Genomic DNA, 18,221 nt, shown 5'->3' with positions numbered 1-18,221 from the left:
GTGACTTTCCTGTGTCTGCTGCCGTGACTGCTCTGTGTCTGCGGAGCACTATGCCCGCCGTCACGTTCGGTTGCCAAGGGGGAATCCGGTAACAGGACGGCCTTCGCCGATCGCGATCGGTCACCACACCAGGCGCTGCCGGCTGGCCGGGTCGCTCCAGACGGACCGCGGATCGACGTACGGGCGGATCAGGGCGGTCAGCTCGACGTCGTCCTCGCCCTTGAGCTGGTCGGAGGCGATCTTGCGGGCCACGCCGGCCAGGAAGTCGGCGACCTGGATCCGCGGGTCCGTGAACGAGTGCACCAGCTCCAGCCGCGCCAGCGCGGTACCGGCCTGCAGTTGGGCGATGCGTTCGGGCGACAACGTGGTCTGCCGGTCGTGCGCGATGGCGACCCACCGGCTGCCTTCGGCCCAGTGTTCGACGGCCCGCGCGATCGCGCGCATCAGCGGATCGAGCGGCGGGATCACCGGCGGATCCTGCTGGACCAGAGCTTCCGCCTGCGGCCGCGACTTCTCGAGCGCCTTGACCGTGGGGTCCTCGTACTCCAGCCGATCGAGTGCCGAGTAGAAGCGCTCGACGTCGTCCCTGGACCGCAGAAAGTCGTTGCCTGCTTCGAGAAACTCCTCCCAGCCACCGGTACCGCGGCCCGCCAGGTACAGGTCGCCCGCCGGCTCGCCGATGAGCTGGCCGGTCAGCTGCGTGACCAGGAAGTACGCCTTGTCGATCAGCTGGACCTGCGCCTGGCCGAGCAACGGTCCACTCGAACCAAGCAGCCACAGCAGTACCGGCCGGTGCTTGGACCGCAGTACATGGTTGGCCTTGTACTCCGTCGCAGGCGACCTGATCCGCTCCCGCAACTCGGCCACACACGCGGCGGCCGCTGCCCGATCCAGCGCGATCGCTGCGTGCGCGAACACATCGGTGACCCCGCCGACCAGCTTCTCACCTTCATAGCCGGACTCGTCGCAGGCGATCTCGACGAGGTTCACGCCTCGACTGTCTCACCGAACCAGGCTCACCGCAGTCTCGTTCACCATCGCGACCGTCGTCTCACCCCGGCCGGACGCCAGCCTGGTGAGGGCGGCGACGACCTCGCCGTCGTACCGCGGGATCTGAATCACCCCGTCGACGGCGATCACCGTCAACTCGCCGTACCGCAGCGCCCGGCTCCGGTGGATCGGACGGATCGCCCCGGACCTCAGGTCGAACACCAACCCACCCCGGCACCTCTCGACCTCGTCCCGCACCCGGCCGACCGCCACCGCATCCCCGACCACCAGCAAGCTCGTCATCACCGTCCCGATCCCCCGGAACGGCGGCACCTCAGCCGTCTCCGCCCCAGCCCGCCGAGCGGCATCCCGGATCTTTTCCAGATCAACGGGATCGATCACCACGACTTCCCGGACAACTGCACGAGAGCCCATCCACCCGCCCTCCCCAGCCCAACTGCTCGTGGGCGTGGGCGGTGCGAACCCCATGCGACCAGCTACTGCGCGATCTCTCCGGGTATACCGCCCCGTACACCCTGATCAATCAGCCGGCTGAGCCCACCACCTGGTCGAGCCCATCCAGCCCTTACGACGCATCCCCGTGAAGCCCCTGCGCTCCCCTTGGCCGCACTGTCGTCCACCACCACCCACGCCCACAGCTCCGAGACCAGCTCGAGCGGCCCAGAACACCTGCTCCCGATGCCCCCACCAGAACAGGTACCCACCAGACCACCTGACCCATCGGTCTCTTCCATCCCCCCAACCGCAACTCTGTCACTCTCCGCACTTCCCGCCCATCCCCCGGAGAATGATCTTCCGCTCAACTATCCTCACCCGGGGGATGAGATCTGGGTACGACGACCCGCGCGCTCTGCGCTCGCTCGCTCCTGCGTCGCTCCCGGCTCCGAGTGCTCCCACCCGCCCGTTCGAGTACCGCTCCTACGTCGCGTGGGTGGCTGGGCGCGGCATGCTCTGCCGCCGGGGATGGCAGCTACGTATGACGTTCGCCCTCGTAGGTCGCGAGCTCGCCCGGGCGACTCGAGCAATGGGCAGACCCCCAGGCTGTTGCGCGGCCCTTGAGCAGGTCGCAACTGCAGGTCCTTGCGCGTTCGTGCACCCGCAAACCGTTCACCCGCACCGGCGCACCCACGCGACGTAGGAGCGGTAGTCGAAGATGGGCGGGTGGGAGCACCCAGAGCCGGGAGCGACGCAGGAGCGAGCGAGCGGCGGGCGCGCGGGGGCACTTCCGCAGTACAAGCAGAAAGCCGGTCTTCCCGAAGGACGACCGGCTTTGAATGCTGGTGGACTTGCGGGGATCGTATAACAACACGAACGCGCAGGTCAGCGACCTGGAGCGCCTCGTGAAGCTGACCTCGACCTCTACGACAGTCAAGACACTGCGGATACGGCCACGCACATCCAAGCAGCTCACCACCGAGCGGACTGCACAACTGATTGCCGGCTACGAGTCCGGGGCGAACCTACGCGAGCTCAGCAGGCGGTTCGGAATCCACAGCGAGACGGCTTGACAGATCCTGCGACGGAAATGCGTTGCGTTGCGGCCAAAGGGGCTTTCCCCAGAGCAGCTGGCCCGAAGCTACGAGGCTGTATGAAGATGGCTGGTCGTCCGCACGGATTGGCGATCGGCTGGGCTTCAACGGAACGACGATCATCACAACGCTGCGAAGGCACGACGTGCGGATCAGGAACGCCCAAGGCAAATGAGCCACCGAGAAGTGTTGTCTCCACACCCCGAATCACGAATCACGAATCAGAGCGTTGCGACGAACCGCGCTCTATCAAAGCACACGATGGAGATGTCGCCAGCTCAGTCATTGCTGGTGAGATCACCATGCAACTGCGTAGCAACGTAGTACCAGGCTCGCAGAGTCGCCACGAAGCACAGCGCGTAGACGACCATCGCGGGCGTAACAGTCCAAGACCAGCCAGCGGTCGTCGCAGCCAGGCGTCGCACCGATTGAAGGCCGCGCGGCGCCACGTTGATGCCAATTTGCGTGTGCACCAACCATGCTGGCACTTACAGTGTCGGCAACTTGAGAACCAACCGATCGAAAACCGGCGAGTCCGGAAACGGCTGCTTCTCTCCTAGTTGCACCCAACCCCATGACCGGTATGCCGCTTGTGCGGACTCATTGTCCTTACGCACCAGCAACTCCGCAGCCGGTTCAGGTCGTCCTTCGATCAACGCGTCGTGCACTCGGCGGCCAACGCCCTTCCGCTGATGCTCAGGGTGAGTGGCGAACTCGCGGAACATGTAGAGCGGCACCGACTCAGCCGGAAGGCCCCACCCGGGGTACGTCGTATGGAGCTCATCCCAGATCGCACCGTGCTGATCCCGCGGACTCCCGAAGGCGTAACCGACGACAGTGCCGGCCAATCGTGCGGCGACCAGCTCGAAGTCGCGGCCGGGTAGGTACAGCTCAACCAGCCGATCCCAGAACTGGTCCGGGTGGAACCACGGATCGTGCATCTGATCGTCGTGCGAAGCGGCGTACACCGGCAAGATATCGTCCCGCAGATCCGGCGTGGAGGTTGCGTCGTGCCGCTCGATAATTAGCTGGTCAAGGTCACTCATGCCGCTCTGACTACCCCTCTTGAGTGCGGATCAACCTGCGCTGAGCTCAAGGCACTCACGGAACTCGACAACAGCAGGCTTCGAAATCTGTGGCGCCGGGACAGCTCCGAGTACTTCCTTGGCGAGGGCAACGATCGGCCGGACCTGATCTTTGCTCGGCAGGCTTTGGAGCGCGGCGGATGCGTGCTGGATGCCGGTTGCGACGTCACCCGTGTTGACCATCCACAGCGCCCGCTGAAGTTCGATCTGTGCCGGTCCGCGCCGGTACTTCGACGGGTAGGCCTTGATCGCTCGGTCCTGAGCAGCCGTCGCTTCGTTAGCGTCGCCCAGGTATGTGAAGACGTAGCTTTCAGTGAAGCGGAGCCGGTCTTCCGGCCACCCGTAGATCGAGTCCCGATTGTCGATCGTCTCCGGAGGCAGGCTGTCGTAGATCGCTCGCACCTCGTGTAGCGCAGCTTCAGCTTCGGCTCGGCGGCCGGCGAGGGCGAATGTCTGGGCTTTGCCGGACATCAGCTCGGCCCGATCCGTGGGGGTGGAGCCATTGGCGAACGACTCGGCTTGCTCGATCATCTGCAAAATGGCCGCGGTTGGTCGTGCTTCGTATAGCCCACGAACGACTTCACGGCCGCGGATCCACATGATCGTGCTCGGGTCGCCGGATTCTTCGGCGAGGTTGCGAGCGGTACGCCACCAGCGGCGCGCCTGGCGGACGTCGCCGACGTTGGCGATCGTCATGGCCATCAGGGATGCGAGCGTTGCGCCGTACTGACGGAGCTCGTTTATCGGAGCAGATCGGCTGCCACGATCCAATGCCACTTGCAGGCCGAGCATGTCCACCATCAGCGACTGCAACAACTCCTGCGGCGGCATGCTGATGTAGCTGTAGCCGTACTCCCAAACGATCTCGCGCCACTCGTCAGCAGCGGTGTCCGCTCGCTCTTCAGCGAACCCGAGAGCGAGTCCGTGGCGGGTTGCTTCTAGCGCGAGACCCGGCGCAATAGCTCCGAGTGAGGTTGCACTTCCGAGGCCCAGAAATTGGCGGCGATCAAGCATGTCAGCGTCTCCTTCAGCTGCCAGCAGTTGTACCGCAAGAGCGGTGTAACTGCGCGCATCCAACAAGGGCGGCTCGGCGCTCGGAGGCGGCATCAGATCCGCCAGCGCACGAAGCTCACCTTCGGCCTCTAACACCCTATCCAGATGATCAGCCATCTCAGGGCGAGGGGCACGGACGCCGCGCTCGAGGTCGGAGATCTGCGACTTGCTGTAATGGGCGAGATCAGCCAACCCACGCAGGGAAAGACCACGTCTGGCGCGCCAGAATTTCAGTCCCGCGCCGAACGTCTCCCCGTCCATCTGAATCCTCTCGCCGTGTCCGAGTGTCCATGGACGCTCACCGGACACTCCGCATCTTCCATGACACGCATCGTGACGGGCAAGGTGAAACACGGCATCACCGTCCGTGATCACCCAACCTACCGGGGAGCTGTCGGATCATGACCGCACCTATCTGGATTCTGGCGCTTGTTGCGGCCACGGCCTACGTCTTCATCGTGCGCGACATCATCGAGGAAGTGCGGGGCAAATGACCACGCTCGCGGAAGCGCCACTCCCAACCGACCGCTGTGTCCGCGTCTGGTTCGGCGAACACATCATCGCGGAGTACACCGCTGAGCCGGATACGGCGCTGCGCTACCAGGCCGCGATGTCTCGACGCTTTGCCAGCCTGCAGGTAACCATCGAGCCGGCGGTGGCAGATGCTGACCTCTCGTGAAAGGCCAGCGTCGCCGCCCATGGTGGGACCGACTCTGGGAGCGCCTGGTCGCCAAGTTCCGGCAGTGGATGGACGAGGAGCGTTGAGCGATGGCATCGATTACACACGCCCGCTCCTTTTGGGGTACGTCCTGAAGCACTTGCTCATGACGGACGGCGAGTTGGCCGACATCAGGGCGCAGCTTAAAGAGTTCGCCCGGGTTGAGGGCTTCGCGATGGGCACGATCTATACCGAGGACACCGACACGACGCCGGCCGCCTTTGAAGCCCTGATCGCGGCAGTCAACCGGTACGAGGTGACGACAGTCGTCATCCCCAGTCGCTTGCACTTCGACGCTCTCGCCATCACGCACGACGTCAAGGACACGTTCGAGCGGGCGACCGGTGCTCGGGTCGTCATCGCGAGCGCCACACCATGATCTGGCGGAACCGGTGGGGAGTCGTCGTCCTCAGCCCCTCACGTGCAGAAGATCGCTGCACACCCACCGGTTTCGTCATCAAGACGTCCCTGTCTGAGCTATACCCCGAGTCCCCTGGCTCCTCCCCGGCTCAGACAGGGACCCAAAGACCGGCTGGCGCGGAACAGGGGACGAGGCTGATCTGCGCCAGCCGCTCCAACCTCCTGGATCGGACCCATTCGGGAGTGGCCGCACTGATCTCGTGGACCGGGACCGCAGCCCCGATGAGAGATAGCGAAGGCCTGATCCACCTGTCGCCCCTCGACAAAGACGCCTGGCGAGGGGCGACAGGTGGCCCTATACGCGCCGTGTCAGCGCGATGCGGAGCGACACAGCAATTAACTGTCTAGCGAAGGAGTGAGGTTCTTGACTACTACGAAACCGATCAGGCCGTGGGGTCTCAATCGTGCGAGTGACTTCGCGGAGACCGCCCAGCTCGACTATGTCGAGGTCGACGTCGATCCGGCGACCCAACTGGGCCGCTTCAAGGATGCCGGCGGCGCCGAGATCATCCCGTTGATGGCATCTCCGAAGCACGGGTCGGGCACCACCACCAACCCGCGTACGGCAACTGGTCAGGATGGTGGCGGCGGTCCGGCTCCGGACAGCGACAACGGGTACGACAGCGACCGCGACTGATGTCCGCCGCAGCCGGTAACCAGCCAGTGGTCCTCGTGGTCACTGGGGCAGATGACGTCACCGCGGACCTCGTGATCGCCGAGCTGAACCGGCGCGGCACGTGTGAAGTCGCCCGGGTCAATCCGGGCGACTTCCCGCACGACATCACGATGTCAGCGTCACTGGATGTTGAGAGTGGCCTGTGGCGCGGACCGTTGACTACACCTAGCCGCATGATTGAGCTGGCAGAGATCAGCTCCGTGTATTGGCGCCGCCCCACGCCGCACAAGTTTCCGGGGCTGGACAAGCAAGATGCAGAGTTTGCCAAGGTCCAAGCACGCGAAGGATTCGGCGGGGTGCTTGCAAGCCTGCCGGGATGCCGCTACGTCAACCACCCGCACCGCAACTGGGCCGCGGAATACAAACCGAGTCAGCTCGCCGTCGCTGCGGAGCTTGGATTCGCTGTGCCCCCGACGTTGATCACGTCCGATCCGGATGCGGCCCACGCGTTCGTGCGGAAGCACGCACCGGTCATCTACAAGCCACTTCGGGTCACCGCCCTGATGAGGGACGGACGGCCACAGGCAATGTGGACGCAGCGCGTCGAGCCGGAGGACCTTGATGCGACGGTGGCCGGCACCGCACACATGTTCCAAGCGGAAGTTGTCGGCAAAGTGGCGGATCTGCGCATCACCGTCGTTGGCGATCGCGTGTTCTGCGTACGGATTGAGTCGTCCGACGAGAGGCTGGACTGGCGATCCGACTACGACACCTTGACATATCAGGCAGTCGACCTCCCTGAACCGTTGACCGCGAAGCTGAAGGAGTACCTGCGCCGCTTTGGCCTCAAGTTTGGGTGCTTCGACTTCGGGGTGAGCGATGACGGAACGCCATACTTCCTAGAGTGCAACCCAAACGGGCAGTGGGCTTGGATGCAGCCACCCACCGGATTGCCGATGACACAAGCCTTTGCAGATGCCTTGGAGGGAACACTGTGACGCCGGACGAAGTAGCCAGAGAGGCGTCGGGCTTACGTCACCAACTCGCGGAACGCCTGGAGCTCGACGGTCACATTCGCACACCGCAGTGGCGCGCGGCCGTCGAGAATGTCCCGCGGCACGAGTTCCTCCCGGAGTTCTTCGTTCGCGTCGACCCCGCCAGTGGGCCGACGCTTTGGGATCCAACCAGCGCTGATCTGTCGACTCCCGACCGATGGCTGGCGCTCGCCTACCAGGACACGTCACAGGTCACCCAGCTCGACGGCAAGACGACGCCCTCTGATGTCACTGGGCCTGTGGAAGGCAATCCCACTTCGTCGTCGACGATGCCGAGTCTCGTGGTGCGGATGTGGGAGGACCTCGAGGTCGAGGACGGCGGTCGGGTGCTGGAGATCGGCACTGGCACCGGCTACTCAACCGCCCTCGGCTGCCATCGCCTTGGTGCTGACAACATCACGTCCGTCGAGTTCGATCCGGAGGTTGCCGACCGGGCACGACAGGCTCTCACCCGCGTCGGCTACCAACCCCGATTGGTCGTCGGAGACGGCGAGGACGGCACACCGAGCGGTGCGCCGTACGACCGGATCATCGCCACATGTTCCTTCAGGTACGTGCCGACGGCATGGGTTGAGCAGTCGAGGCCGGGCACGATCATCCTCGTGACGCTGTCTGGCTGGCTTGGCGGAACCGGCTTGGTCAAGCTGGTCGTGACCGGCGACAGGATGGCAGAGGGACAGTTCCTGCCTGGCTACGTCAGCTTCATGTCATCTCGAACTCACAACCCGGAACCATCCGTCATACCCGACCTATCTACAGGTGCAGCATCACGGACAGCTCAACTCGGGCCTGAGGTACTGGAGACCTATGGCCCAGCTCAGCTCGTCGCGCAACTCGCTTTCCCAGACGCGCAACACATGAGCTTCGCTCCCGGCGGCGACCTGCCTGAGCATCTCGTGGTGCAGTCCGATGACTCGTATGCGGCTCTCTTCGAGTCGGATGCCAACTGGACCGTGAAGCAGGGCGGTCCGCTGCCACTTTGGGATCAGATCGAGGGTGCTGTCGAGGACTGGCGCGCTGCCGGCGAACCGAGCATCGAGTCCTTCCGCGTGACTGTAACGCCGGGCGAACAACGCATCCACATACCCAACGGCAGCAGCTGGGCACTTCCTGTGAAGTAGCTGATTCAGAGCAGCTCAGAAGCGGCTGCTCGACCAGGCCATTTATCACCGGCTGTACCTCGATGAGGGCGAAGTCACGGCGTATTGGGTGGGCGGACTGTTCGCGCCTAGATGCCGACGACGGCAGAGGATCGCAGTCCCGGCCGATACGCCGCCAACCGTTGATTGCCGCTCAACACCACAGTTCAGCCGATGCCCTCCAGCGTTCGCCAAGGCATGCCGCACCGGCGCACCCACGCGACGTAGGAGCGGTAGTCGAAGATGGGCGGGTGGGAGCACCCAGAGCCGGGAGCGACGCAGGAGCGAGCGAGCGGCGGGCGCGCGGGGGCACCTCCGCAGTACAAGCAGAAAGCCGGTCTCCCGAAGGAGGACCGGCTTTGGATGCTGGTGGAGCTGAGGGGATTCGAACCCCTGGCCTTCTCATTGCGAACGAGACGCGCTACCAACTGCGCCACAGCCCCAGCTTGTCGCTGTGTTCCTTGCGACCGCGAAACTCTAACACGCAACCCGTCGCTCTCTGAAACCGGGCCCGCTGCCAGCCCGCACCCAACGGAGTGCGCGAACGGCAGCAGCCCCGAGACGGATCTCGGGGCTGCTGTGGAGCGTTGGGAGCGGGTGGATCAGTCGCCGACCGCGCGCCGGATCTCGGGCTCTTCGATCGGCGCGGGAGCCGGCTCCGGTACGACGGGAGCGGCTTCCGGCTCGGGCTCGGCGACGCGGGCCGAGGAGAAGACCTCGGGGCCGGACAGGCTGATCGTGCGGACCGTCCGGTCGGGTGCCTTCTCCTTCATCACGTACGTCGGCAGGGTGACCGGCACCGGGTCCCACAGTCCGTCGGTGCGGGGCTCGGGCCTCTTCGGGGCGACGGGCTCCGCGATCTCCGGGAGCTTCACCTCGATGGTCAGCTCGTGGTCCTCGGGCGACAGCGACGGTGCCGTCGCCGGACCGCGGTCGTGGTGAAGCTCGACCTTCGCCCGGCGTTCGGCGGCCAGCGCGGCCCGCTCGCGGGCCTGACGGCGAAGCTGCACCCGGGTCAGTACGACGAACGCCACGATCAGCGTCGTCGGCACGGTGACCGACCACCAGGACAGCATCTGGAAGCTCGCGAGCGCCACCACTGTCAGCAGCGAAAGGGTCAGGATCGACAGCACCCGCCGGCGGCGCATAGCGGCCACCCGGCGGGCTCGGTTCGGGACGTATCGCGCAGGCGGCGACAGATCCTCGGCGACTTCGTCCGCCGACGCGCCGTCGGGCGAGGCCGTGTCGGCCGAGAAGGGGTCGGCCGAGCCCAGCGGCCGGACGACGTACCGCGAGCGCGCCTGTACGTCGGACTGCCGTGACAGCACGCGAGCAGCCGACGACGAGTACTTCTCCGCCGAGCGTCGCGCGGTCGCCTCGTCGTTGCGCTTCAGCAACATCGGGACGAGGTAGGCAGCCCACGCGGCGACGATCGCCACATAGATCAACCCTGTCGTCCCCATGCGACGACGCTAAGACCCCGAACGGGTCAGGTCCGGTACGTGCGCCGGTGTGTCGCAAGAAGACTCGTGTGACTGGTGTGAATAAGCACGCAGCGTGATCAGGGCAAACGTGCTACCAGGCCGGGCCCGACTTCCTCGGCGTTCAGAGCGAAGATGCGATGGTCCCGCCACTCTCCGTCGATGTGCAGGAAGCGCGGCCGCTCCCCCTCGTAGCGGAAGCCCAGTTTCTCCACCACGCGCAGACTCGCCTTGTTCTCAGGGCGGATGGCGACTTCGAGGCGGTGCAGCCCGAGGGTGAACCAGCAGTGGTCGGCAGCCAGCGCCACGGCCGCCGGCACGATGCCGCGGCCGGCGTACTGCTCGTCCACCCAGTAGCCGAGGTTCGCCCAGCGCGCAGACCCGTAGGTGATGCCGGAGACCGTCAACTGGCCGACCAGCGGCCGCCTGGCGCGGGAGCCGAAGCCCGCTGCGCCGGCGTACGTGATGACGAAAGGCAGCATGCGCCCGTACCGCGCCTGCCGGTTCCAGTCACGCGCCATGGCCCGGAAGGTGCGAGCACCGTCTTCGGCGCCCGGCGGCTGGGTCGCGTCCCAGCGTCGCAGCCAGTTGACGTTCCGCTGGCGCGCAGCACTCCACTCCGGGCCGTCTGCGGCTTTGAGGGGTCTCAGGCCCACCTGCCCGTGCTGGAGTTCCACGGGCCAGTGCACAACCGCCATCAGTCCAGGTCCGTCCGCAGGTGGTCTCCACCGCGCACTTGGTCGACCGCATGCCGCAGCAACGGCTCCAGCACGACCAGACCGTCCTTGACGCCACCACGCGATCCCGGCAGGTTCACGATCACTGTCTTGCCTGCCAGCCCGGCCAGGCCTCGCGACAGCGCCGCAGTAGGCACGCCCTGCGCTATCCCGTAGGCCCGGATGGCCTCTGCGATCCCAGGGATCTCCGTCTCCAGCACAGCTCGCGTGTGCTCCGGAGTCTTGTCAGTAGGCGAGATCCCCGTGCCACCTGTCGTCACGACGACCTCGTACTCCGCTGCGACTGCCGCCACCAGCGCCTCACTGACAGGAGCCCCGTCAGGCACTACCTGCGGCCCGTCGACGGTGAAGCCCCAGGTAGCGAGCCTCTCCGCGATCAGTGGGCCAGTGGTGTCCTCGTAGACACCAGCAGCGGCCCTGTTCGAGACACTGACGACCAGAGCTCTCACGGCCGCTCCCAGTGCCCGGTCTTGCCGCCTTCTTTCAGCTCGACCCGTACATCGGACAGAACAGCTGCCGGGTCCAGTGCCTTCACCATGTCGATCACAGTCAGTCCGGCGACGGCGACGGCGGTCAGCGCCTCCATCTCCACGCCGGTCCGGTCGGTCGTCTTCACGGTGGCAACGATCAGTACTGCGTCGTCGGCCACCTCCAACTCGACCTTCGCCCCGGTGATGGCGATCGGGTGGCACAGCGGCACCAGGTCGGGCGTCCGCTTGGCGCCCATGATCCCGGCGATCCGCGCGACCGCGAGCGCGTCGCCCTTCGGCACGCCCTCGCCACGCAGCGCGGCGACCACCTGGCCCGACACGAACACCTTGCCTGAGGCAACGGCTCGGCGGGCGCCGGCCGTCTTCTCCGAGACGTCGACCATCCGGGCCGCTCCGGTGGCGTCCACGTGGGTCAGTCCCCCGGCTGATTCCGTCATCCGGTCTCCTCGTCCAGCAGCCACAGTTCGACCTGGTCCCCGGCGCGCACGGCGGTGACGTCCTCGGGCACGACGATCAGCGCGTTCGAGCGGCTCAGCCCACCGAGGAGGTGGGAGCCGTGTCCGCCGACTGTACTGGCCATCCAGCCCGTGTCGCCGGAGGTGGCCGCTGCCCGGACGAACTGCCGCCGCCCGGCCGGCGACGAGAACCCGTCCAGTACGACGCCCTGCACGGTGGCACGGCGATACGGCATCGCCCCCATCAGCTTGCGCAGCGCGGGCCGGACGAACACCTCGAACGACACGTACGCCGACACCGGGTTGCCGGGCAGCGTGAAGATCGGTACCTCGTCGTCGCCCATCACCCCGAAGCCCTGCGGCTTGCCCGGCTGCATGGCGACCTCGGGGAAGTCGATGGTGCCGAGCTTGGTCAGCACCTCCTTGACCACGTCGTACACCCCCTTGCTGACGCCACCGGAGGTGACCACCAGGTCAGCGCGGACCAACTGGTCCGACAGCGTGTCCATGATCTTCTTCGGGTCGTCGTCGACGATGCCGACGCGGTAGACGACAGCGCCGGCCTGCCGGGCAGCGGCAGCGAGCGTGTAGCTGTTCGAGTCGTAGATCTGCCCGTCGCCGAGCCGCGTGCCCGGCTCGCGGAGCTCAGCACCAGTGGAGACGACCACCACGCGGGGTCGGGGGCGAACAGTCACGCGCGCCCGGCCGACAGCTGCCAGTACTGCGATCTGCCGCGGGCCCAGCACTGTGTCGCGGTCCATCACCTTGTCGCCCGCCTGCAGGTCCTCGCCGGCGCGGCGTACGGAGGCTCCTAGCGCCGGCTCCTGCACGATGCGGACCCGGGCGGCTCCCCCGTCGGTCCACTCCACCGGTACGACGCTGTCGGCACCGCGAGGCATCGGCGCGCCCGTCATGATCCGCACGCACGTCCCCGGCGTCACCACGATCGGCTTGCTCTGCCCAGCGGCGATCTCACCGACCACCGGCAGGGCGATCGGGTTCTCCTGGGATGCCCCGGCCAGGTCGGCCGCCTGTACGGCGTACCCGTCCATGGCCGAGTTGTCGAACCCAGGGAGGCTCACTGCCGAGACAACGTCCTCGCAGAGCACCAAGCCGAGAGCCTCCATCAGCGGCTGCTCGAACGGCGGCAGCGGCCTGACCCTGCCGAGTACTACTTCCAGATGCTCGTCAACACTCCGTCTCACGCAAGCGACTGTAGTCGCTCGCCGTGCTCTCTCATCGCAGGAGGAACTCCGTGACGGTCTCCCGGACAGTCGCGGCGCCGCCAACCTGCAGCGAATGACCACCGTCCGGTACGACGACCAGCCGCGACCCCGGGAGGTCCCGCTGAGCCTCGCGCGCCCACACCAACGGCGTACCGAGGTCGCGCTCACCGTGCAGCAGCAAAGCGTTGACACCGCGCAGGGACAACCGGCCGACCTCACGGTCGCGCACCTTGGGCCAGTACTCGCACATCACCATCTCGCCGTTCGATCGAGCCGCTGTGGCGTTGTAGGGCCACAGCTGCTCAGGAGTGATCCTGCTGACAGCCCGGTCGGCCTTGCGGGCACGGCTGTGCTCAGCTGACTGGGCGCCACCCCACGGGAACTCCAGGTCGAGGCAGAGGGTCGCCGCCTGGATCCCTTGGCTGTACTGCGCTGCCGGCGCCGGGCTGAACCGGTCGACCAGCGCAAAGAGTTGCTGGAGCTGGGCGTTGTCGCCACCGGCTGCCGCGTGGAGCGCCTCAGGGGCGAACAAGAACCGGACCGGGTCGAAGTAGCTCACCATCGTGACCGCCTCGAGCAGCTTCGGACCGAGCGCCGGTTCTCGGCGCAGTACGGCGGACAGGTCCTCGGCGGGGTCGCCGGGGCAGTTGCGCCCGGGGGCGGCGCAGACATCGCGCAGTACTCGCGCGTGCTCGGGGAACGTCTCCACCAGCTCGGCCCGGAAAGCGTCGACCGGCACAGTCGAGTCGAGCACCAGATGAGTGACCCGGCTTCCATGCGCGGCCGCGTACCGCTGGGCCGTATAGGTGCCGTAGGAGACGCCGTTGAGTGCCCAGCGGTCGACCGAGAGCGCCCGCCGGAGATCCTCGAAGTCCGCGACGGAGTCGGTCGTGGCGTAGTGCTCACGGTCGGCGCCCAGCGTCGCCGCACACGCCAGTACTGCGGCGCGGCTCGGCACTCGGAGGTCGTTGCCACCGCGCTCACTCTGCAGCTCAGGACAGTTCAGCGCGTTCGCGCCGGTTCCGCGCTGGTCGAGCATCACGATGCGGTAGTCGTTCTTGATCCCCTCGAACGCCTGCAGCACCCGCGGCGCCAGGCTCGGGCCGGGCTGACCGGGGCCGCCCGTGAGCAGCAGCATCGTGCGCTTCGCCTGCGGATCACCTGCCACCAGCACGGGCAGGTCGAGGGTCTTGCTGCGCCGGTCGTCTCGATCCAGCCGGACCGTCAACTCACCACACAGATAGGCCGCCAACTCGGGCTGTGCACACGGGGTGAGCCCGGTCCACATCGGACTGCCGGCCTGGGCCGCACTCGACCCCGACAGCAAGCCGGCCAGCAGAGTGGTCGCCAGCAGCAGGACAGTCGTTCGAAATCGGCGCATCATGACTCCAAGTCGGTCGGGCGTGGTGACACACCTCATCCCGCCCGGAGCCTCGACTGCCATCCATTCGAGACTTTCGAATCCGCCGGCCCTCTGGGCGAGCGATGATGAGCGCGGGAGGGACCGCGATGATCCGGCTCGGCCTGAACGACCGCCAGTTGTCCACACTGCGCTTCACCGTGTCACCGCTGATGCACGTGGTCCACGCCGTGCTGTGGCTACGGCAGCGCCCACACCAGCCACCGGCCTGGCTCCCGGAGCGCTGGTCCCGGATGTCACCAGCCAGCCGCTCGCTGCTGTTGGAGCTGATCGATCCGGCCACCCACTCCATCCCTGACTTCCTCATTCCCCTCACCGACCAGTACCGCCCGACTGTGGAGGCGGAACTGGCCGCCGTCGCCGCCACTCCACTCGAAGTTCTCCGCGCACACCTGCGCCTCACCTACCGAGTAGGACCGGTCGACGAGGCCTTCGCCCACCACCTCGGCGTCCTGCCCGCTGTGGCGGACGGATGGCGCAAAGAGCCGACAGAGCTGGTGGACGCGGCTTGGGCCGGTCACAGCGCTCCCCTGTTGGCGGCAGCTCAGCAGGCTCTGGCAGAGGCTTGGCAGGTGCTTATCGCGCCCAGTTGGCCAGTGATCCGGGCAGTGACCGAAACCGACGTGATGCACCGGCTGCAGTTGGTGAAGACCACCGGCATATCCTCAGCGGCCCTCGAACTCGTCGATGGCGAGCAATGGGACGGCCGGGCGGTGCAGCTCAGCTCTCCACTCGAACTCGACCTGACTCGCCTTCACCACCGCATAGTGCTGACACCCGTCACACTGCTCGATCGCGACCGAGCGGTAGTCGTCGCCGGCGACGACTTGGTGATCGGCTACCCCTGCCGCGGCCGAGGGGTGGTCGTCGGCCCGCATGCGACGGGCGACGCCCCCGAGCAGCCGGCGGACGACGTACTGGGCACTCGTCACCGCCTGATGGCCGCCCTGGAGACTCCGCAGCCCGGCCACAGCCTGGCAGCCCGTCTCGGGCTGTCCAAAGCCACTGTCTCCTACCACTTGGGCCGATTACACAGCAGTGGCCTGGTAGAGCGCCGCCGGCTCGGCCGCGAGGTCTACTACGCCAGGACTCCGGCAGCAGAGCGACTCACGACGCCGCTTCGGGATGCGCGCCCCACACCATCCTGACGTCCGGCGAACGCTCTTCGTTGGCGGCGCCATCAGTACGCCGTACCTCGGTGAAGCCGTGCCGCTGGTAGAACTCCTGAGCTTTCGTGTTGCTCTGGAAGGTCCACAGGGCAAGCCCGCCGGGACGCAGGTCCTTGGCCAGGTCGACCAGCGTCGAGCCGATCCCCTGGCCGGCCAGCTCCGGGTCGACGTACAGCTGGTCGAGGTCGTCGCCGTCCAGGGTCAGTACGGCGACGATCCGGCCGTCGTCGATCGCTACCCAGCTCTCCCCGTCCGGTAGCAGCACCTCGGCGAACCAGCCGCGCACCTGCTCCTCAGAGTGGATCGCCGGTGGCAGCTGCGAACCCACGGCATGGCGGGAGCGCCACCAAACCGCGGCGGCCTCGTCCGTGTCGTGCGGCTCCAGCGGCCGGATCCAGACCTCATCCACGAAGCTCGGTCCCGTCGGCGATCTCCAACCGTTCGCCCTCCGGTGCCTCCACCTCGACCTCGCCGACCACCACCATATCCTTGCCGAAGGCAACATCGCCGCGGACCTCGAGCCGGTCGGCCCGCACCAGCGACGGCGGTCCGGCCGGGAAGTGCCGCTCGAAGTCGGCCAGGATCTTGAAGTGGTCAGGGTCGAGGTCGACGTACGGCTCGTCGCCCTCGTGGCTGGTGGTGAGGTCGCCGGAGTCGCTCAGCTCGTACACGTCCGAGCGCAGGACCAGCAGGTCGTTGGTCGTCTTCACCGGCTTGAACCTGCTCCGGTCCACGACCACCGCCTGCGATCCCTCGAAGGTCTCGATCGCCGACCCCATCGCGGTCTCCAGCTGGATCACCTTCGGCGAGGACGGATCGGCCGGGTCGACGGTCTTGCGGTTCACGATCACCGGCAACCCGAGCACCCCGTCGTGACCGTCCATCAGCTCGGCCAGCCGGTCGAGGTTGATCCACAGGTTGTTGGTGTTGAACGTCTTGTGCCGGGTGACGTCCTGGAAGTGCTGGTTGTCGTCGGCGTGCACCTGGGCGCTGTCGCGCAGGATCAGCCGGCCGTCGGACTTCCGCACGGCGACGTGGCCGCCCTTGCGGTCCGACCTGGTCCGGCGGCAGACCTCCATCCCGAACGGGACGTCGTGCTCGGCCATCCAGGCGGCGATCCGGCCGTCCGGGGTGGCACCGAGGTTGTCCGAGTTGGAGATGAAGGCGTGCCGGAAACCCTTCTCCCGCAGCGCGTCCAGCGTGCCGGACGCGACCAGCGCGGTGAACAGGTCGCCGTGACCGGGCGGGCACCAGGCCAGCTCGGGATCAGCGGGCCACTCGGCCGGCGTCAGGTCGTCGGCCAGCAGCTTGGGCTCCATGTTCTGCTGGAAGTCGAGCGGGACGCCGTCCACCGGCAGGTCGGCGTACCGGTCGAGGACCGCCAGCGACTCCTCCTTGGTGCGGAAGGAGTTCATCAGGATCAGCGGCAGCGGTACGTCGTACTCTGCGCGGGTGGCGAGGATCTGCCGGGCGATGATGTCGAGGAAGGTCAGTCCGTCCTTGACCGGCAGCGCCGACTTGGGGCCGGTCACGCCCATCGAAGTCCCGAGGCCGCCGTTGAGCTTGATCACCACGGTCCCGGCCAGCGCCGCCCGGCGTGCCTCGCGGTCCGGGTCGAGATGGTCCAGGTGCGGCAGTTCGCCCACCGGCTCGATCTCGTCCTCCCGGATCGTGCCCTGCTCACCCGACTCGAGCAACCGGTAGTAGTGCGAGAAGACCTTGATCGCGACCTCGGCCGCACCGGCCGCGCGCATCTTCTCCTGTGCCTGCTGAAGACCTTCCTCACTCATGCCTCAACCCTAGGGTGTGTCTCCCAGTTTGCGTCGTAGCGAGCAGGTGCTCGGTGCGGTAGCTCGGCGTGCTGGAGTGAAGGCCGCGATGTTTTTCCATCGTGGTCTTTGCTCCAGTGCGTCGAGCTGCCGTGCCGAGTGCCGCGCAGTAGGCGGAAACTGGGAGACACACCCTAGGGCAGGCTGCGCACCCGCGACGTTAGATGCGTCACTCGCCGTCTCTAGGATCACGCTGTGTTCTCATCCAAGACGGCCGCGCGCCAGGAACTAGTGGCTGCTCGGCAGCGATCGACCGTCTCGTCCGGACCTGGGCTGCTCGCCGTCGCCCGGGAGCAGGCCGAGGTGGTAGCCGCGCGAACGATCGCGCTCTACGTCTCACTGGGCGCCGAACCGCAGACCGGGCCGCTGATCGACTGGTTGCTCGCCTCCGGCCGCGAGGTGCTCCTACCCGTCCTGTACGCCGACAACGACCTGGGTTGGGGTATCGCTCCAGGCGCGGCCGATCTGGTGCCGGGCCGGCTCGGGCTGTCGGAGCCGCCGGTGGATCTCGGAGCCGACGCGATCACCGCCGCCGAACTGGTGATCTGCCCCGCGCTCGCGGTCGATCGCAGCGGCGTACGGCTGGGCCGTGGCGGCGGCTCCTACGACCGCGCCCTGGCCCGCGTCTCCCCCAGTACGCCGGTCTGGGCCGTCGTCCACGACTCCGAGATCGTGGATTCGCTCCCTGCCGATCCTCACGACCAGCCGGTTCACGCAGCGCTCACGCCGACTCGGCTGGTGCGGTTGTCGCCGGACAAAATGACGGGCTGATTCGGCCACCGCGCTG

19 protein-coding genes and 1 tRNA gene are annotated in these 18,221 nt (G+C 66.8%); 7 read left to right on the top strand and 13 right to left on the bottom strand.

Going from position 1 to position 18,221, the window contains the following annotated elements; translation table 11 throughout:
* Positions 1–120: 120 nt before the first annotated feature.
* From OX958_RS08020 to OX958_RS08005, 4 genes are all read right to left on the bottom strand, one after another.
* Complete coding sequence (locus OX958_RS08020) at positions 121–990, bottom strand: hypothetical protein (RefSeq protein WP_270136552.1); 870 nt, start codon at positions 988–990, stop codon at positions 121–123.
* Positions 991–1,002: 12 nt separating this feature from the next.
* Positions 1,003–1,425 carry a hypothetical protein gene (locus OX958_RS08015; protein WP_270136551.1) on the bottom strand — a complete coding sequence of 141 codons (423 nt, stop codon included), beginning with the start codon at positions 1,423–1,425 and terminating at the stop codon, positions 1,003–1,005.
* Positions 1,426–3,028: 1,603 nt separating this feature from the next.
* Entirely contained in the window at positions 3,029–3,586 is a 558-nt protein-coding gene (locus OX958_RS08010) for a GNAT family N-acetyltransferase (protein WP_270136550.1), read from the bottom strand.
* A 30-nt stretch (positions 3,587–3,616) separates the two neighbouring features.
* A complete protein-coding gene (locus OX958_RS08005) occupies positions 3,617–4,939 on the bottom strand; it encodes a helix-turn-helix domain-containing protein (RefSeq protein WP_270136548.1) in 1,323 nt (440 codons plus the stop codon).
* 229 nt (positions 4,940–5,168) lie between these two features.
* Here OX958_RS08005 and OX958_RS08000 point away from each other — a divergent pair, with 229 nt between their 5' ends.
* The 5 genes from OX958_RS08000 to tgmC all read left to right on the top strand — a co-directional run bounded on the left by OX958_RS08000 (position 5,169) and on the right by tgmC (position 8,608).
* Positions 5,169–5,357: a hypothetical protein gene (locus OX958_RS08000; protein ID WP_270136546.1), complete on the top strand. Its 189-nt coding sequence runs from the start codon at positions 5,169–5,171 to the stop codon at positions 5,355–5,357.
* A gap of 82 nt (positions 5,358–5,439) precedes the next feature.
* Positions 5,440–5,775, top strand: a complete 336-nt coding sequence (locus OX958_RS07995) for a hypothetical protein (RefSeq protein ID WP_270136545.1) — start codon at positions 5,440–5,442, stop codon at positions 5,773–5,775.
* A gap of 405 nt (positions 5,776–6,180) precedes the next feature.
* Entirely contained in the window at positions 6,181–6,453 is a 273-nt protein-coding gene (gene tgmA / locus OX958_RS07990; protein WP_270136543.1) for a putative ATP-grasp-modified RiPP, read from the top strand.
* Positions 6,453–7,430 carry an ATP-grasp ribosomal peptide maturase gene (tgmB, locus tag OX958_RS07985; RefSeq protein WP_270136541.1) on the top strand — a complete coding sequence of 326 codons (978 nt, stop codon included), beginning with the start codon at positions 6,453–6,455 and terminating at the stop codon, positions 7,428–7,430. The genes tgmA and tgmB overlap by 1 nt, the downstream gene beginning before the upstream one ends.
* Positions 7,427–8,608, top strand: coding sequence for an ATP-grasp peptide maturase system methyltransferase (gene tgmC, locus OX958_RS07980; RefSeq protein ID WP_270136539.1), 1,182 nt, complete (start codon positions 7,427–7,429; stop codon positions 8,606–8,608). Before tgmB ends, tgmC begins: the two co-directional genes overlap by 4 nt.
* Positions 8,609–8,993: 385 nt before the next feature.
* Here tgmC and OX958_RS07975 read toward each other — a convergent pair.
* The 7 genes from OX958_RS07975 to OX958_RS07945 all read right to left on the bottom strand — a co-directional run bounded on the left by OX958_RS07975 (position 8,994) and on the right by OX958_RS07945 (position 14,400).
* Positions 8,994–9,069: transfer RNA gene (locus OX958_RS07975), tRNA-Ala, on the bottom strand.
* A 159-nt stretch (positions 9,070–9,228) separates the two neighbouring features.
* Entirely contained in the window at positions 9,229–10,089 is an 861-nt protein-coding gene (gene sepX, locus OX958_RS07970) for a divisome protein SepX/GlpR (RefSeq protein WP_270136538.1), read from the bottom strand.
* 98 nt (positions 10,090–10,187) lie between these two features.
* Entirely contained in the window at positions 10,188–10,763 is a 576-nt protein-coding gene (locus OX958_RS07965; protein ID WP_270136537.1) for a GNAT family N-acetyltransferase, read from the bottom strand.
* 41 nt (positions 10,764–10,804) lie between these two features.
* The gene (locus tag OX958_RS07960) at positions 10,805–11,293 is read right to left on the bottom strand and encodes a MogA/MoaB family molybdenum cofactor biosynthesis protein (RefSeq protein ID WP_270136536.1); all 489 of its coding nucleotides are present in this window, start codon (positions 11,291–11,293) and stop codon (positions 10,805–10,807) included.
* On the bottom strand, positions 11,290–11,772 hold the full coding sequence (moaC, locus tag OX958_RS07955) for a cyclic pyranopterin monophosphate synthase MoaC (protein ID WP_270136535.1): 483 nt from the start codon (positions 11,770–11,772) through the stop codon (positions 11,290–11,292). The genes OX958_RS07960 and moaC overlap by 4 nt, the downstream gene beginning before the upstream one ends.
* A complete protein-coding gene (gene glp / locus OX958_RS07950) occupies positions 11,769–12,995 on the bottom strand; it encodes a molybdotransferase-like divisome protein Glp (protein ID WP_270136534.1) in 1,227 nt (408 codons plus the stop codon). Before glp ends, moaC begins: the two co-directional genes overlap by 4 nt.
* Before the next feature lie 31 nt (positions 12,996–13,026).
* Positions 13,027–14,400, bottom strand: a complete 1,374-nt coding sequence (locus tag OX958_RS07945; protein ID WP_270136533.1) for an alpha/beta hydrolase — start codon at positions 14,398–14,400, stop codon at positions 13,027–13,029.
* A 104-nt stretch (positions 14,401–14,504) separates the two neighbouring features.
* Between OX958_RS07945 and OX958_RS07940 the strand changes: the two genes are divergently transcribed.
* Entirely contained in the window at positions 14,505–15,584 is a 1,080-nt protein-coding gene (locus OX958_RS07940) for an ArsR/SmtB family transcription factor (protein ID WP_270136532.1), read from the top strand.
* Here OX958_RS07940 and OX958_RS07935 read toward each other — a convergent pair.
* Both OX958_RS07935 and OX958_RS07930 read right to left on the bottom strand, forming a co-directional pair.
* Entirely contained in the window at positions 15,544–16,014 is a 471-nt protein-coding gene (locus tag OX958_RS07935; protein WP_270136531.1) for a GNAT family N-acetyltransferase, read from the bottom strand. The two genes, OX958_RS07940 and OX958_RS07935, sit on opposite strands and share 41 nt — an antisense overlap.
* On the bottom strand, positions 16,007–17,395 hold the full coding sequence (locus OX958_RS07930) for a UTP--glucose-1-phosphate uridylyltransferase (protein WP_270136530.1): 1,389 nt from the start codon (positions 17,393–17,395) through the stop codon (positions 16,007–16,009). Before OX958_RS07930 ends, OX958_RS07935 begins: the two co-directional genes overlap by 8 nt.
* 234 nt (positions 17,396–17,629) lie before the next feature.
* Here OX958_RS07930 and OX958_RS07925 point away from each other — a divergent pair, with 234 nt between their 5' ends.
* Complete coding sequence (locus OX958_RS07925; RefSeq protein WP_270136529.1) at positions 17,630–18,205, top strand: 5-formyltetrahydrofolate cyclo-ligase; 576 nt, start codon at positions 17,630–17,632, stop codon at positions 18,203–18,205.
* The last annotated feature ends 16 nt before the right edge of the window (positions 18,206–18,221 follow it).

Origin of the sequence: Kribbella sp. CA-293567 (assembly GCF_027627575.1) — a bacterium.
In the GTDB taxonomy this organism is placed as follows: Bacteria; Actinomycetota; Actinomycetes; order Propionibacteriales; family Kribbellaceae; genus Kribbella.
The sequence above is the reverse complement of the archived record's forward strand: the minus strand, read 5'-3'. Positions and strand labels throughout refer to the sequence as shown.